General features: G+C 67.6%; 14 protein-coding genes. 10 read left to right on the plus strand and 4 right to left on the minus strand.

Annotated elements, in window-relative coordinates:
- Positions 1-2 precede the first annotated feature (2 nt).
- The 8 genes from M3I53_RS21035 to M3I53_RS21070 are packed head-to-tail and all read left to right on the plus strand — an operon-like array spanning position 3 to position 8,797.
- On the plus strand, positions 3-659 hold the full coding sequence (locus M3I53_RS21035) for an HAD-IIIA family hydrolase (RefSeq protein ID WP_254317780.1): 657 nt from the start codon (positions 3-5) through the stop codon (positions 657-659).
- The gene (locus M3I53_RS21040) at positions 656-1,849 is read left to right on the plus strand and encodes a glycosyltransferase family 9 protein (RefSeq protein ID WP_254317781.1); all 1,194 of its coding nucleotides are present in this window, start codon (positions 656-658) and stop codon (positions 1,847-1,849) included. Before M3I53_RS21035 ends, M3I53_RS21040 begins: the two co-directional genes overlap by 4 nt.
- Positions 1,850-1,885: 36 nt before the next feature.
- Positions 1,886-3,643, plus strand: coding sequence for a carbamoyltransferase C-terminal domain-containing protein (locus M3I53_RS21045; protein WP_254317782.1), 1,758 nt, complete (start codon positions 1,886-1,888; stop codon positions 3,641-3,643).
- Positions 3,640-4,698, plus strand: coding sequence for a glycosyltransferase family 2 protein (locus M3I53_RS21050; protein WP_254317783.1), 1,059 nt, complete (start codon positions 3,640-3,642; stop codon positions 4,696-4,698). The genes M3I53_RS21045 and M3I53_RS21050 overlap by 4 nt, the downstream gene beginning before the upstream one ends.
- A gap of 5 nt (positions 4,699-4,703) precedes the next feature.
- Positions 4,704-5,840 carry a glycosyltransferase family 9 protein gene (locus M3I53_RS21055; RefSeq protein ID WP_254317784.1) on the plus strand — a complete coding sequence of 379 codons (1,137 nt, stop codon included), beginning with the start codon at positions 4,704-4,706 and terminating at the stop codon, positions 5,838-5,840.
- Entirely contained in the window at positions 5,837-6,793 is a 957-nt protein-coding gene (locus M3I53_RS21060; RefSeq protein WP_254317860.1) for a glycosyltransferase family 4 protein, read from the plus strand. The genes M3I53_RS21055 and M3I53_RS21060 overlap by 4 nt, the downstream gene beginning before the upstream one ends.
- 37 nt (positions 6,794-6,830) lie before the next feature.
- Positions 6,831-7,874 carry a UDP-glucuronic acid decarboxylase family protein gene (locus M3I53_RS21065; protein ID WP_254317785.1) on the plus strand — a complete coding sequence of 348 codons (1,044 nt, stop codon included), beginning with the start codon at positions 6,831-6,833 and terminating at the stop codon, positions 7,872-7,874.
- A complete protein-coding gene (locus M3I53_RS21070; RefSeq protein WP_254317786.1) occupies positions 7,853-8,797 on the plus strand; it encodes a glycosyltransferase family 2 protein in 945 nt (314 codons plus the stop codon). Before M3I53_RS21065 ends, M3I53_RS21070 begins: the two co-directional genes overlap by 22 nt.
- Before the next feature lie 14 nt (positions 8,798-8,811).
- Here the strand turns inward: M3I53_RS21070 and M3I53_RS21075 are convergent, their stop codons facing one another.
- On the minus strand, positions 8,812-9,534 hold the full coding sequence (locus tag M3I53_RS21075; RefSeq protein WP_254317787.1) for a PIG-L deacetylase family protein: 723 nt from the start codon (positions 9,532-9,534) through the stop codon (positions 8,812-8,814).
- A 131-nt stretch (positions 9,535-9,665) separates the two neighbouring features.
- The gene (locus tag M3I53_RS21080) at positions 9,666-10,700 is read right to left on the minus strand and encodes a flavodoxin family protein (protein ID WP_309249542.1); all 1,035 of its coding nucleotides are present in this window, start codon (positions 10,698-10,700) and stop codon (positions 9,666-9,668) included.
- Between the two features lie 370 nt (positions 10,701-11,070).
- On the opposite strand from M3I53_RS21080, the gene M3I53_RS21085 reads away from it, so the two are divergent.
- Both M3I53_RS21085 and M3I53_RS21090 read left to right on the plus strand, forming a co-directional pair.
- Positions 11,071-12,111, plus strand: a complete 1,041-nt coding sequence (locus tag M3I53_RS21085) for an acyl-CoA dehydrogenase family protein (protein WP_254317789.1) — start codon at positions 11,071-11,073, stop codon at positions 12,109-12,111.
- A gap of 23 nt (positions 12,112-12,134) precedes the next feature.
- Positions 12,135-12,752 carry an SAM-dependent methyltransferase gene (locus M3I53_RS21090; protein ID WP_254317790.1) on the plus strand — a complete coding sequence of 206 codons (618 nt, stop codon included), beginning with the start codon at positions 12,135-12,137 and terminating at the stop codon, positions 12,750-12,752.
- Positions 12,753-12,766: 14 nt separating this feature from the next.
- Here the strand turns inward: M3I53_RS21090 and M3I53_RS21095 are convergent, their stop codons facing one another.
- Together M3I53_RS21095 and M3I53_RS21100 are read right to left on the minus strand one after the other, a co-directional pair.
- The gene (locus M3I53_RS21095; RefSeq protein ID WP_254317791.1) at positions 12,767-13,450 is read right to left on the minus strand and encodes a glycosyltransferase family 2 protein; all 684 of its coding nucleotides are present in this window, start codon (positions 13,448-13,450) and stop codon (positions 12,767-12,769) included.
- A gap of 270 nt (positions 13,451-13,720) precedes the next feature.
- A complete protein-coding gene (locus M3I53_RS21100; RefSeq protein WP_309249541.1) occupies positions 13,721-15,079 on the minus strand; it encodes a divalent metal cation transporter in 1,359 nt (452 codons plus the stop codon).
- Positions 15,080-15,088 lie beyond the last annotated feature (9 nt).

The following is a 15,088-nucleotide window of genomic DNA, read 5'->3' on the forward strand; positions in this document are numbered from 1 at the left end:
GTATGCTGAACCGAACCACCGGGCCGCGCGGGTTGCTCGCGACGCGCCCAGCGGTGTTCCTGGACAAGGACGGCACGCTGCTCGACGACGTGCCGTACAACGTCGAGCCCTCGCGTATGCGTTTCGCCCCGGGCGCCGCTCAGGCGCTCGCGCTGCTCGCGCGAACGCCACTCCCGCTATTCGTCGTGAGCAACCAGCGCGGCGTTGCGCTGGGGCGCTTCGCGCACGCGGCGCTCGGCGGCGTGGAGGCGCAGTTGCGCCGCATGTTCGCCGGCTGCGGCGCCACGCTGCAGGCTGCGTACTGGTGCCCGCACGACCCGCTCGGTCATGTGGCGCCCTATGCGTGCAACTGCACCTGTCGCAAGCCTGCGCCCGGCATGCTGCTGCACGCGAGCCGCGAGCATGGCATCGATCTCGCGCGCAGCTGGATGGTCGGCGACATCCTCGACGACGTGGAAGCGGGCAATCGCGCGGGTTGCCGCGCGATCCTCGCCGATTGCGGCAATGAGACCGAGTGGCAAAGCGCGCCTGAGCGCCTGCCCTACGCGATCGTTGCGGACCTGCACGAGGCGGCGCAGGTGATCGTCGAGCGTTACGAGCACGAACGGCGCGTGCGGGCGGCAACGCACGACGGTGCACAGGAGGAGGCGCTGCGATGAACGGAACCGCCTTCCCCATCGCGCCGCGCGATGCGCACGCGCGCTCGCCCCGCCGCCAGCCTGCTAGCGAGCCCTGGGGGCCGGACGTCAAGCGCATTCTCTGCGTACGCCTCGATCAACTAGGCGACGTGCTGATGACCACGCCTGCGATGCACGCGTTACGCGAAAGCGCGCCGCGCCGCCATATCACGCTGCTCACTTCCGGCGCGGGCGCGGCCGTGGCGCGCTATCTGCCCGACGTGGACGACGTGATCGAATACGACGCGCCATGGGCCAACGGCACTCACGCCAAAGGACACGGTGGCGGCGCGGGGAAGGAAGACCCCGTGCTCGCGCGCCTGCGCGCCGGACGCTTCGACGCCGCGGCGATCTTCACGGTCTACAGCCAGAATCCGCTGCCGGCCGCAACGCTGTGCTTTTTCGCGGGGATCGAGCGGCGCCTCGCGCATTGCCGCGAGAATCCTTACGCATTGCTGACTAACTGGCTGCCGGAGCGCGAGCCCCAGACGGACGTGCGCCACGAAGTCGAGCGGCAACTTTCGCTCGTGCGCAGCGTGGGCGCCGATTTCGCCGACATGGCCGATTCACGCATGCGCATGAGCGTGGACCCCGCCGCGCGCACCACGCTCGCCGAGAAGCTGCGCATGTTCGGCGTCGATCCGGCCGAGCCTTGCATCGTCGTGCATGCGGGCGCGAGCGCGCCTTCGCGGCGGTATCCCCCGGCGCTCTTCGCCGAAGCGCTCGATCTGCTCGCGCCCACGGTGCGTTGCCCGTTCCTGCTCACAGGAAGCCTGGGGGAAAGCGCGTTGACGCGCGAGGTGATGCGTTTCTCGCGCTCCGCGGGCAGCACGCGCCTGGTCGATCTCGCGGGCGCGCTCACGCTCGGCGAACTGATCGCATTGCTCGACCAGACTTCACTGCTCATCGCCAACAACAGCGGACCAGCGCATCTGGCCGCCGCGCTCGGCAAACCCGTCGTCGATCTGTATGCGCTCACGAATCCGCAGCACTCACCGTGGATGACGCCGCACCGCCTGCTCTATCGCGACGTGGCGTGCCGCTGGTGCTATCGCGGCGAGTGCCCGGAAGGCCACCACGCCTGCCTGCGCGGCGTGCCGCCCGGCGACGTCGCGCGCGCGGCGCGCGAACTGCTCGAGGAAGCCGGCGCACTCGTGCCGCAGCCCGCCTGAGCCCTGCAACCCAACGCCCGCAACGGGAGACCGTTCATGTACACACTCGGAATCAATGCCGTTTATCACGACAGCGCCGCGGCGCTGGTCCATGACGGCGTGGTGATCGCCGCCGCCGAAGACGAGCGCTTCACGCACGTCAAGCACGCCAAGCGGCCCGTGCCGTTCTCGACATGGCAACTGCCGTTCGACGCCATCGACGCCTGCCTTAAGGAAGCCGGCATCACGCTAGCCGATGTCGATCATGTTGCGTACTCCTACGATCCGGCTCTCTTTCCGGATATGCCGGCCCGGCCCGGCGCGACCATCGCGTTGCCACTCGACCCCTCGCGCGCGCGCACGGAAGCCAACGCGTCGCCATGGGACCCGCTCTTTCTCAGCTATATCGTGAACGCGAAGGCGCAGTTGCTGGACGGCGCGCCGCATCATCTGCGCAAGCGCTTTGCGGGCGTGGACCGCGAAAAAGGCTTCGTCTGGCATAACGTCGAGCACCACCTCGCTCACGAAGCGAGCGCGTTTCTCGCGAGCCCCTTCGACGCATGCGCCGTTCTCACCATGGACGGCCGCGGCGAAGGCGTCACCACGAGCCTTGGCGAATTTCGCGACGGCAAGTACAAGCGCATCACTCAGGTGGAGCTGCCGCATTCGCTCGGGCTCCTCTACGAAGCCGTGACAGGCTGGCTCGGCTTCCTGCATTCTTCCGACGAGTACAAGGTCATGGCCCTCGCCTCGTTCGGCGAACCGGCCTATGCCGACCAGTTCCGCGAAATCGTGCAGTACAACGGCAATGGCCATTACACCGTCGCCGACCCGCACCTCGTGGACCGCTTCGGCGTGCCGCGCGAACGCGGCGGCCCGCTGGAGCAGCGGCATTTCGATATCGCCGCCTCGCTGCAACTCGTGCTTGAAGAGACGGTGCTGGAGATGGCGCGCTGGCTCCATACGCGCACGGGACTGCCGAAGCTGTGCATGGCGGGCGGCGTAGCGCTGAACTGCGTGATGAACTCGTACGTGCGAGATAACGGCCCGTTCGACGATATCTGGGTGCAGCCCGCCGCGGGCGACGCAGGCACCGCGCTCGGCGCGGCGCTCTGGACCGACTACCGCTTGCGCAGCGAAGCGGCGCAAGCGGCAGGCGAACGCGCAGAACGCCGCTGGCAGATGGACCACGCCTACCTCGGGCCGGCGTTCGACGACGAGACCATCGAGCAATTCCTGCGCTGGTCGAAAACGCCCTACCGGCGGCTCGACAACATCGCCGAGGAAGCCGCGCAACTGCTCGCCGACGGCCAGGTGATCGGCTGGTATCAGGGCCGCACGGAGTTCGGCCCGCGCGCGCTCGGCGCCCGCTCGATTCTCGCTTCGCCCGTCGATCCCGGCATGCAGGCGAAGCTCAACGAGATCAAGGACCGGGAGGACTTTCGGCCGGTCGCCCCGGTCGTGCTGGAAGAGCGCGCCGCGCAATGGTTCGTGGGCGCGAGGCGCGCGCCGTTCATGCTGTTCATCTTCGACGTGCAGCCCGAGAAGGCCGAACGCATTCCCGCCGTGCGCCACGTGGACGGCACCGCGCGCGTCCAGACCGTGAACCGCGACCAGCATCCGCTCTACTACGACCTGATCGCGGCGTTCGAACGGCGCACCGGCGTGCCGGTCCTCGTCAACACGTCGTTCAACACCCGCGGCGAGCCGATGGTCAACTCGCCGCGCGACGCGCTCGAATCGTTCTGGACCTCGCCGCTCGATGCGCTCGTGATCGGCCCCTTCCTCGTGCGCAAGAGCGAGGCGCGCGCATGAGGCCCGCCGACGTCGAGTTGCGCGAGCGGCCCATTGGCGCGGCGCAGCCCCAGTTCGACGGCGATGGGGGCGCGCTGCTCGAACATCTGCGCATTGCGGTGGTCGTCCCGACGTACCATCGCGCGACGCTGCTGGGACAGTGCCTCACCGCGCTGTGCGCGCAAGACCTCGCGCCCGACGACTATGAGATCGTCGTGTGCGACGACGGACCGGACGACGCGACGCGCGCGACGGTGGAACGCATGGCGGCGATGCAGGCCCCGCGCGGGCTCGCGATCCGTTACGTGCCGGTACGCGCCACGCAAGGCCCGGCCGCGGCGCGCAACGCGGGCTGGCGCGCGGCGCGCGCGCCGCTCATCGCGTTCACCGACGACGACACGATTGCCGACCCCGGCTGGCTGCGCGCGGGGCTCGCCGCGCTCGCGCACGCCGAAGCGGCCGCGGGCCGCATCGTCGTACCGCTGGGCGTGGCACCGAGCGACTATGAGCGCGACGCAAGCGGCCTTGCGCACGCCGAATTCGCTACGGCCAATGCATTCGTGCAGCGCGCGACGCTCTCGCAGATCGGCGGCTTCGACGAGCGCTTCACAGCGGCGTGGCGCGAGGATTCTGACCTGCAGTTCGCGCTGCTGCAGGCGGGCGCCAGTGTAGTACGCGCCGACGATGCCGTGGTCGTGCACCCCGTGCGTCCCGCGCGCTGGGGTGTGAGTCTCGCGCAGCAGCGCAAGAGCCGCTTCGAGGCGCTGTTGTTTCGCAAGCATCCGGTGCTGTATCGCGAGCGCATCGGGGCGGGGCCGCCGCTCCTTTACTACGCGGTGCTGATCAGCGTACTCGTGCTGCTAGCCGCTCTCGCTTGGGGCTACCCCAGGGTCGCCCTGGCTGCGTTCGCTGCATGGATCGCCTGCACCGCTGTGTTCTGCGCACGCCGCTTGCGCGGCACGCGTCGCGACGCGCGCCATGTAGCCGAAATGATCTGGACGTCGCTGTGGATTCCGTTTCTTTCGATCTTCTGGCGGCTCCAGGGAGCCGCCAGTTACCGCGTGTGGTTTCTCTAACGGATGTGTCCATGCCGACTCTGCTCGAAGCCCTCGCCCCCCGCCGCATCGTGATCTTCCGCGCGCTGCAGCTCGGCGACATGCTCTGCAGCGTGCCCGCGTTGCGCGCGTTGCGCGCAGCCTGCCCCCACGCGCGCATCGCCCTCGTCGGTCTGCCGTGGTCGGCCGATTTCGTGGCGCGCTACCCCATGCTGGTCGATGAGCACATCGTCTTTCCCGGCGCGCGCGGCTTTCCCGAACAGCCCGAGGACGAGCGCGGCCTGCCTGCGTTTCTCGACGCGATGCGCATGCGCCGCTTCGACCTCGCGATCCAGCTTCATGGCAGCGGAGGCGTGGCAAACGTGCTGGTCGACGAGTTCGGCGCGCGCGCGCTCGGAGGCTTTAGCCAGCCCGGCGAAGCGCCGCCGCCCGGCTGTTACGTGCCGTGGCCCGACGCGCTGCCCGAGCCGCAGCGCTACCTCGCGCTCATGCACGCGCTGGGCGCGCGAGGCCATGCGCTGCGCGACGACACCCTCTGGTTTCCGCTCTACGACGCGGACTACGCTGCGTGCGACGACCTCGTCGAGCGCTTCGGACTCGATCCCGGGCGGCTCGTGCTCGTGCATCCGGGTGCGCAGCTGCCCTCGCGGCGCTGGCCGGCCCAGCGCTTTGCCGCCGTTGCCGACGCGCTCGCCTTCGACGGCTGGCAGATCGCGGTGACCGGCACCGCAGGCGAACGCGAGTTGACCGCGAGCGTACTGGGCGGCATGACGCAGACGGCTCATCATCTCGCGGGGGAAACCACGCTCGGTGCGCTGGCGGCGCTCGTGCGCCAGGCCCGGCTCGTGCTCTGCAACGACACGGGCATCTCGCATGTGGCGGCCGCCATGGGCACGCCGAGCGTGGTCGTCGCCTCGGGCAGCGACACGCGGCGCTGGGCGCCGCTGGACCGCGCCCGGCACCGCGTGCTCGCCGACTGGCCCGCTTGCCGCCCCTGCTCGTTCCACGCCTGCCCGTACGGCCACCCTTGCGCGCTCAACGTGAGCGCGGAGCAGGTCGCGGCCGTTGCGCAAGCGCACCTGCTCGACACCCACCGCATGCCCGGTTTCGCAGCCCGGGGATACGCTGCCCCCATGCCGATGAGGAGGACCCCGCCATGCTGATGCGAAACACGCGGCCCTTGCGTGTGCTCACCTGGCACGTACACGGTAACTATCTTTACTACCTTACGCAGGCGCCGCACGACTTCCATGTCGTGACCAAACCGGGGCGCCCGGCGGGCTACGCGGGCCGCGCGGGTGTGCTTCCATGGGGGGCGAACGTACGTGAGGTCGCTGCCGAAGACGTCGCCTCGAATGAGTTCGACGTAGTCGTGTACCAGCAGCGCAGCCATTGGGAGCATGACCGGTTCGAGCTGCTGAGCGACGCGCAGCGCCGCTTGCCGCGGGTGTATATCGAGCACGACCCGCCGCAGGAGGCGCCGTTTTCACAGCGGCACTGGGTAGACGACGGCGGCGCGTTGCTCGTGCACGTCACGCCGTTCAACGCGCTGATGTGGGACAGCGGCGCCACGCCCACGCGCGTGATCGAGCATGGCGTACTCGTACCTGAAGGCGTGCGCTACACGGGCGCAACGCCGCGCGGCATCGTCGTCGTCAATCATCTGCGCGAGCGCGGACGGCGGCTCGGTGCGGATGTCTTCGAGCAGGTTCGTCACAAGGTGCCGCTCGATCTCGTGGGCATGGAGGCGCAAAGCCTCGGCGGCATCGGCGAGATTTCGAATGTCGAGCTCGCCCAGTTCGTGTCGCGCTACCGCTTCTTCTTCAATCCGATCCGCTGGACGAGCCTCGGTCTGGCCATTGTCGAGGCAATGATGGTCGGACTGCCCATTGTCGGGCTCGCCACGACGGAACTCGCAAGCGTGATTCGCGACGGCGAGAACGGCTTCGTCGATACACGCATCGATCGCCTGGTCGACTGCATGCGCACGCTCATCCGGGATCCCGCACTCGCGCGGCGCCTCGGCGAACGCGCGCGGCGCGACGCGCTCGAACGGTTTTCCATCGATCGCTTCGCGCACGACTGGGATCTCGCGTTGCGAGAAGTGACGGCATGAACGTGTGGCTTGCAGCGCTTTTCCAAGGAGAGCAAACGTGAAAGAACTGACCCGCAAACGCATTCTCGTCACCGGCGGCGCGGGCTTTCTCGGCTCGCATTTGTGCGAGCGGCTAGTGGCGCTGGGCCACGACGTGCTGTGCGTCGATAACTTCTATACCGGCTCCAAGCGCAACGTGGCGCATCTGCTCGACAACGCCAACTTTGAACTGATGCGCCACGACGTCACCTTCCCGCTGTACGTGGAAGTGGACGAGATCTACAACCTCGCCTGCCCCGCCTCGCCGGTGCACTACCAGCACGACCCGGTGCAAACGACCAAGACGAGCGTGCACGGCGCGATCAACATGCTCGGGCTCGCCAAGCGCGTGCGGGCGAAGTTGCTGCAGGCCTCCACCAGCGAAGTCTACGGCGACGCGCGCCGCCATCCGCAAACCGAGGACTACTGGGGCCACGTGAATCCCATCGGCCCGCGCTCGTGCTACGACGAAGGCAAGCGCTGCGCCGAAACGCTGTGCATGGACTACATGCGCCAGCATGGCCTCGACATTCGCATTGCGCGGATCTTCAACACGTACGGACCGCGCATGCATCCCCGCGACGGCCGCGTCATCTCGAACTTCGTCATGCAGGCGCTGGCCGGCGAGCCGCTCACCGTCTATGGCGACGGATCGCAAACACGCTGTTTCTGCTACGTGGACGATCTGATCGACGCTCTCGTGCTGCTCATGAGTCGCGCAACACCCCCGGACGGCCCCGTGAATATCGGCAATCCTCAGGAAATCTCGATGCTCGACACGGCCCACCGTGTGATCGCCGCCGCGCAGTCGACCTCGGAAATCGCTTTCGCGCCGCTGCCCGTGGACGATCCGTGCCGCCGTTGCCCTTCCATTGAACGCGCGCGCGCGTTGCTCGGCTGGTCGCCGCACACGTCGCTCGATGCCGGCTTGAGCGCGACCATTGCGTACTTCCGGCGCGAGATGACGAGCGCTGATCCAGGAGCCTTGCTTGCGAGCACCGCCGCAGCAGCGGCGAAGACGATCCGTGCAGAGACACAGGTATGCAAGGTCTCTTCTTCCTGAACCGCCGCATCAGCGTGGTCGTGCTCACGTACAACCGGCGCGCCGAAGTCATGCGCACGGTCGCCTCGCTGTTGCGCCTGCCGGAGCGGCCCGAAGTCATCGTGGTGGATAACGGTTCGACCGACGGCACGCCCAACCTGCTCGCCCAGACGTATCCCGGCTTGCGCGTGCTGCGCTGCGAAGCCAACCTCGGCGCAGCCGCGCGCAATGCGGGTGCCGCGCGCGTGACGACGGACTACGTGGCCTTCAGTGACGACGACACCGACTGGCAGCCGGGGTCGCTTGCGCGCGCTGTCGAATTGCTGGACCGTCATGCACGCATTGGTGTGCTCACGGCGTCCGTGCACGTGGGTGAGGAAGAAACACTCGATCCCACCTGCGCGCTGATGGCCGCGAGCCCATTGGCGCATGCGGCTCATCCTCTGCCCAATCTGGTCGGCTTCATGGCAGGTGCATGCGTGTTCCGCACCGCGCTCTTCAACGCGTTGGGCGGATATGAACCGCGCCTTTTCATCGGCGGCGAGGAAGCATTGCTTTCGCTCGATGTCTTGCAGGGCGGCCACGATATCGCTTATGCGAGCGAGCTCGAAGTGCACCATCGGCCTTCGCTCGCGCGTGACAGCGCGCTGCGCCGCCGAATGCTGGCGCGCAATGCGGCGCTCGTGGCGTGGCTGCGTCTGCCGCGTGGCGAAGCGCTGACGGCGACGTGGCGGGCGCTCGGCGGCGCGTGCGGTGCCGGGCGGCCAGGCGAGGATCTTCGTGAGCTTTGGCGCGGGATCGCCTGGGCCCTGCGCCGCCGACGGCCCGTTTCTGCGCGCGTGCTGCGCATGCGCGCGGCCGTGCGGGAGGCAGAAAAAAAACCTGGCGATAGCGCGCCGCGTGGGGCCGTACAGCGAGCGGACACGTCGGCTGCAGACTTTTAGGGGAGGCGCTATGCCTATGTGAGCAATGCAGGCCGCTCCACCTGCCAGTAACGCTCGGGCCGCTCCACATCCGGCGGAAACGGACCGAATGCACGCATCTGGCTCGGGTACGCCCCCACTGCGCGCCGCTTGATCGCCGCGAGCCGCCGAGCCGGATACCGGCCGAACGCCTGCGCGCGCAGCGGGCTCACCCGCAAGCGCTCTGCTTCGAGGCGCTGGAAGCCTTCATCGAGCACACCGGGCATTGCGCGGTAAATAGCGTCCTCGTAGGCGATATATCGTGTAAGACGCTCCGTTTGCAGCAGCAAGCGGCACGCGGCGCCCACGAGTTGATGATCGGAATGCCACAGGCCGAACGGGCACACGGGCAGCCAGGCGCCGAAACGCGCGAACTGCTCGGCCAACGTGTGCGCAACGTCTTCGACGTCGGGCGTCGCACCATACTGTCCATCCAGAAAATCCAGCCACAACGGTGTGGCGCCACACAGCGCAAGCGCTCGCTCGTCCTCCTGCTTGCGCGCGCGCACGGCTTCGTGCGCATCGGCAAAGCCGCTGGCTTCATCCCATTGCGTATGCATCGGCGCGGCGGGCTCGCCCGCGAACACCGTGCAAACGATCGAACCAGGGCACCTTGCGATGAGACCGGCGCAGCCGAGCACGGCGTCGTCCAGATGCGGCGAAACCACGATCAGCCGCGGCGCGCCGTCGCTCATGTCGTGAGGCAAAGCAATCGACATCGTCTCTCCTTTTGGGCTTCAGAGGCTCAATGGCATGCACGCGAAATGGCGCGGGGGCCCCAAATCGTACGGCTTGCAGCGCTTGCGCGTAGCTTCTACAACTGCACATTGCTGTGCAATGCAGACCAGATTCATTTCGGACGCGGCGGTTCGATACCTTCGTCGGCGCGATGCAGCTTGCCTGCGCGGAGCGCGAGCACCGCTTTCCCCACCGCGCGGGCGACGTTGGCCACCTCCTGCTGGAAGCGCACGTCGGCGTCGAGCGTGTCATGTGAGCTCGCGTAGGGTTCGTAGTAGCCCACCATGCGATCGATGCGCGCCGACGCACCCGCGTCGACCCATCCCATCCAGTCGAGCCAGTCGGCAAGCGCGCGGCGCGTGTCCTCGATGCCTGCCACATCGCCATGCACGATCGCGCCGTACGCACGCCCCGCAAGATGCTTGGGATAATGCCAGCCCGCCAGTTCAAGCGCCTTCGCTTCGTCCGGATGCTTGCCGTGCGTCGAGGAAGGATCGGGATTGCCGCCGTCCGCGCATACGAGCCGGTCCATCATCAGCTTGAGCGGGCTACTCACCTGATACCAATACACCGGGGTCACGAAAATCGCGCCGTGGCAGGCCGTGAAGCGCTCGTAAATCTCCGCCATCCAGTCGTTGACCTGACCGAGCGAATGGTTCGGATAGCAGCTGCATGGCCAGTGGCATAGCGGCATTGCCGTGGAGACACAGCCCTTGCACGGATAAATGTGGAGGTCGGGTTCGGCGGCGAGGCGCGAGAGGTCGAGCATGTCGGCTTCGATGCCGGCCTGTGTGAGTTCATGCTCGCAGATCTGCGCGAGCCGAAAACTCTTCGACATCTCTCCCGGGCACGTATAGTCATTGCGCGACGACGCATTCACCACGATCACGCGGGAGCGCGTACCGCTCTCCTGCTGGCGCCGCTGCGCGGCTTCGAGGCGCTCGTGGGTCAAGCGCCATTCGGTGGAGAGGTCATAATCGGGATCGGCATAACCCTCCCCCGCCTTCGTGGTCAGCGGCGCCTTGCGTCCTTCGCTATAGGCATCCCAGGCAATCGTTTCGAGGCGCGCGAGCGCGGCGTCTTCGGCTCGAAACGCGGGATCGTGATAGCGGGCCATAAAGCGCGCCCGAAACGCCTCGCGCGACAGACCTTGCGTCATCTGTCCTTTTCGCACCTGCGGCGTGCGTATTTCCGCCGCCTTCTCTTTCATGATGAATTCCTTGTCGAAAAGCTCGTCGAACGTCACAAACGCGCAATTGGCGTTCCGGCTCGGGCCGCCGCCATGGCGTGGCGACGCGGGCGCGGGTTGCGGCCGTCTTCAGTTCGGATAACGAAGGGCTCGGCAAGATCAATCACATCGTGCTCGACGTCGAACGCGGACGGATTGCCTACTCGGTCATGTGGAGCGGCGGGCTTCCGGGCATTGGCGACAGCATGCTCGCGCTGCCGCGAGCCCCGCTCATACTGGCGATGGCATGCCGCTTGCTCACGTTGAGCAATTCACATGGGAGTCCACCATGTCCGATTTACCCACACACTGGCAAGCGGAACTCCATGCCTTGATGGCCAGCGAATCCATGCCGCTCGACGCGGCGACGCTCGCCGGCGCGACTGCGCGTCTGGTGGCGGCGTTTCCCGTCCTGCCGACGCCCGGCGCGGCCGACACACTCGCGCGCTGGCAATTTCTCGCGGAGGTAGCCGCGCGCGACCTTTCGCTAGTCAAGATTTATGAAGCGCACGCCGACGCCCGCGCGATCCTGGCCGAACTCGCGCCGGCTACGCGCCTCGAAGCCCCTTCCCTTGCCGGACAGCCGGTCTGGGCCGTCTGGGCCGCTCGCTCGCCGGGCAACGAACTAAGCTTTGCTTCGCGCGATGGCAGGCACGTCAAGCTCGCCGGCACCAAGGCATGGTGTTCGGGCGCGCGCTTCGTTACCCACGCGCTCGTGACCTGCGTCGATACAGACGGGAGCGACTGGCTCGCGGCCGTATCCCTCGACCAGCCAGGCGTAACGGTCAGCGCGCGCGGGTGGGAAGCGGTCGGCATGGACGCCACTCAAAGCGTGGAAGTGGACTTTTCCGATGCGCGCGCAACGCTCGTCGGCAACGCTGGGGCGTATGTGCGCCGGCCCGGCTTCTGGCACGGCGGCGCGGGTATCGCGGCTTGCTGGTACGGTGCCGCTTCGGCGCTCGCGGCGAGACTGCGCGACGCGGCGCAGCGCCGCGACAATCCTCATTTGCGTGCACACCTGGGCGCCGCGGACGTCGCGCTCGCCGGCGCGCGCGCGTGCCTGCGCGAGTGCGCGTCCACCATCGACGCCGCGCCGCTCGCGGACGCCATGCGCCACGCTTTGCGCGCGCGCTGCGCCGTGGAAAGCGCAGTAGACAGTACGCTGCGTGCCTGCGCACGCGGCATGGGCGCGGCGCCTCTGTGCCGCGACCGCTGGTTCGCGCGCATGAGCGCGGACCTGCCGGTCTTCGTGCGCCAGAGCCATGCGGAAGCCGATCTTGCCGCGCTCGCCGGCGCGGTGCTCGAGTCGGGCGAAGACTGGCGGCTCTAAAACCCGTGATCGCAAGGATAACGATGGACCGTCCCCCCGCATCGCTCGCCAGCTATTTCGACAGCAAGTTCGCGGCGAGCCCCGATCCATGGCGCTATCGCGACAGCTGGTACGAGGCGCGCAAGCGCGCGCTGCTGCTCGCGTCGCTGCCGCGCGAGCGTTATCGCACTGCGTTCGAGCCGGGTTGCGCGATCGGGGCCCTCTCCGCCGAACTGGTGCGGCGTTGCGAGCATCTGCTTTGCGCGGACTTCTCGCCTCGCGCCGTCGCCGCGGCACAAGAGCGCCTTGCCGCGTTCTCGAACGTGGACGTGCAGTCGCTCGCCATGCCGCGCGACTGGCCCCCCGGCCAGTTCGACTTGATCGTGATGAGCGAATTCGCGTACTACCTGAATGCAAGCGACTGCACTTCGCTCGCCACGCTAGCCGCCTCCTCGCTCGCCGCCGATGGCACGCTGGCGTGCTGCCACTGGCGTCACGGCGGCGAGCCCTGGATGCTGCAAAGCGCCCAGGTGCACGGCATCTTCGCGCAGGCGGCGGCAAACGCCGCGCTGGAGGCCGTGGTTCAGATCGAAGATACGGATTTTCTCCTCGATGTCTGGAGCCGCGATCGGCTCAGTGTCGCGCGCCGCGAAAGCGCGTGAAGACACCCTGGGACTCAAGGCACAACCGACTGCTCGCTATCGTCCACGCCGTCCGCCCACGCGGCGAGCGTGTCGCCGAAGCCGCCGCGCGCACGCGCGTCGCGCCGCCCGCTCGTCACCACGCGCGGCGCCGCGCTCCACGCGAGCGTGGCGCCTGTCGCGATCAGCAGGTCGACCAGCGCGACGTCTTCGCTGCAGGCAAGCGGCGGAAAACCTCCAGCGCGCAAATACGCGTGCGCCGAGACGCCCAGATTTGCGCCATGAATGTGGCGATGCCCGTCTGCATCGCGGTAGCGCCGTTCCCAGGTCGCGCGGGCGCAAGGCGCCAGCGCGCTCCAGTCGTCCACGCTCACGGGCCCGCACACGGCGTCCGCGGCAAGCGCGAGCTGGGCGGCAAGCCAGTCGGGCGCGACGTGGCTGTCGGCGTCGGTGAAGGCCAGCCAGCGGGCGCCGTAGGCGAGCAAAGCCTCGGCGCCGGCAGCGCGGGCGACGCCAACGTTGCGCGCTTCTATGCATAGGGCCTCGAACCCGAAGTCCGAGACGATTGCAGCCGATGCATCCGTGCAGGCGTCGAGCACCACGAGCGGCCGAACCGCTTCGCCTCGCAGCGAAGGATGCGCCGCGGCGCACCGCACCGAGGCAAGACACGCGGCGATCAGGCCCGCTTCGTTGTGCGCAGGAATAATGACCCCGATCATTCGAACTCCATGGTATTGGCGTGACATTGCGTCATGCCACCCGAAGTGCGATCGTGGCGTACGCAGCAAAGGCCAGACCGCCCCGCTCGCGTACTTCGCGCACGAGCGGCACAGTCTGGTTTCTGTGCATGCGCACGCCGGATGCCTGCGCCCACCGCCCGATACCGGAGCGCGCAGCCCTCAACGCCACGGGCTAGGCCCCTGTCCATGGACGCGGCGCGCGAAATTCTGGGGTTTTGATTGCACGAGCGCTTCGCCGTTCGTGGGCTCTCATGTGAACTCCAAAACGGTATGCACTGCCAATGCCGCGCCCGTAGCGAGCGTGGCCAGCCAGCATAGTGCGCGAGTGATCGCGTGCGCCTTCATCTCGCCCACGGCCTCGCGGCGCCGGCTCAACAGCAACAGCAGGACGAGGACGGGCGCGACGGTCATGCCGTTGGCCAAGGCACTCCAATAACAGGCCTTGACCGGATCGACCCCGGATACATGGAATAGCAGCGCAATGGCCAGACTCACCACCATGAGCACAACGAGGACGCCGGCGATGCGGCGGTCTCGCCGCTCACCCTGCGGCCATCCGAATGAACTCGCGGCCGCGTGCGCCGCCGAACCCGCCAGAGGCGGGAGCGCAAGCAGCGCGGTGCCGAGGAGCGCGAGGCCGAGTACAGGCGACGCGTATCCATGCGCGACCGGAGCGATCGCAAGTGCGGCGGCCTGGGTACTGCTGACCGGCTGGTGCGCGGCGTGGAGCGTAACGGCAGCCGCGACGAGAACAAGCGCCCCGCAGGCGTTGGAAAACAGCGTCCGCACGAGCGTATCGCGTCGCGTCTTTTTTAGCTGCGGGGGGTCTTCGTTACGGCTTTCGGGGCTTTCCCCCGTGCGCGTACGCTCTTCGACCTCCTGTTCCGCCTGCGAAAACAGCAGGTACGGGCTGACCGTGGTGCCGAGCACCGCAAGCAGCATCCCGAAGTAATCTTCGGACCAGGTGAAACGTGGCACCAGGGCATGCCACGCCACGGTGCGCCACGGCACGTCGGTCACGAACATCACGCCGGCATACGCGAACAGCGAGAGCGCTAGCCACTTGAGCACGTTAGCGTAGCGCGCATATGGAATCCACCATTGAAGCGCGATTGACGCGCCGGCAAAAAGGATGATGAATGGCGCGACGGGCCCTCGGAACATCAAGCGCGCGGCTTCCCCCATCGCAAGCATGTCGGCAGCCATGTTCACGGTATTCGCACCCAGAAAGCGCGCGACAGCGATCAGGAAGATCCAGCGCGCATAGTGCTCGCGCATGTTCTCCGTGAGGCCCTTGCCCGTGACCGCGGCGACGCGCGTGGCGATCAGCTGGAGCGCTACCATCGACGGGTATGAAAGAACACACACCCAGAGCAGATCGAAACCATATTGCGCGCCGGCCAGCGAATACGTGAGGATGCCGCCGGGATCATTGTCCGTTGCGACCGTACCGAGACCCGGGCCAATGTCCGCCGCCCAGGCGTGCGCCGGGAGTTCGCTTCGATTGGCATGCTCGCGTCGAAAACGGAGGCTCAAGCCGGCTTTCATCGGGAAGAGTGCATAGACGTGCGGAGTGCACCCCGCCCCGCAGGGCACGTTCCCGGGCATCGAGCGTGC

It is taken from the genome of Paraburkholderia sp. CNPSo 3272, from assembly GCF_024206495.1.
In the GTDB taxonomy this organism is placed as follows: domain Bacteria; phylum Pseudomonadota; class Gammaproteobacteria; order Burkholderiales; family Burkholderiaceae; genus Paraburkholderia.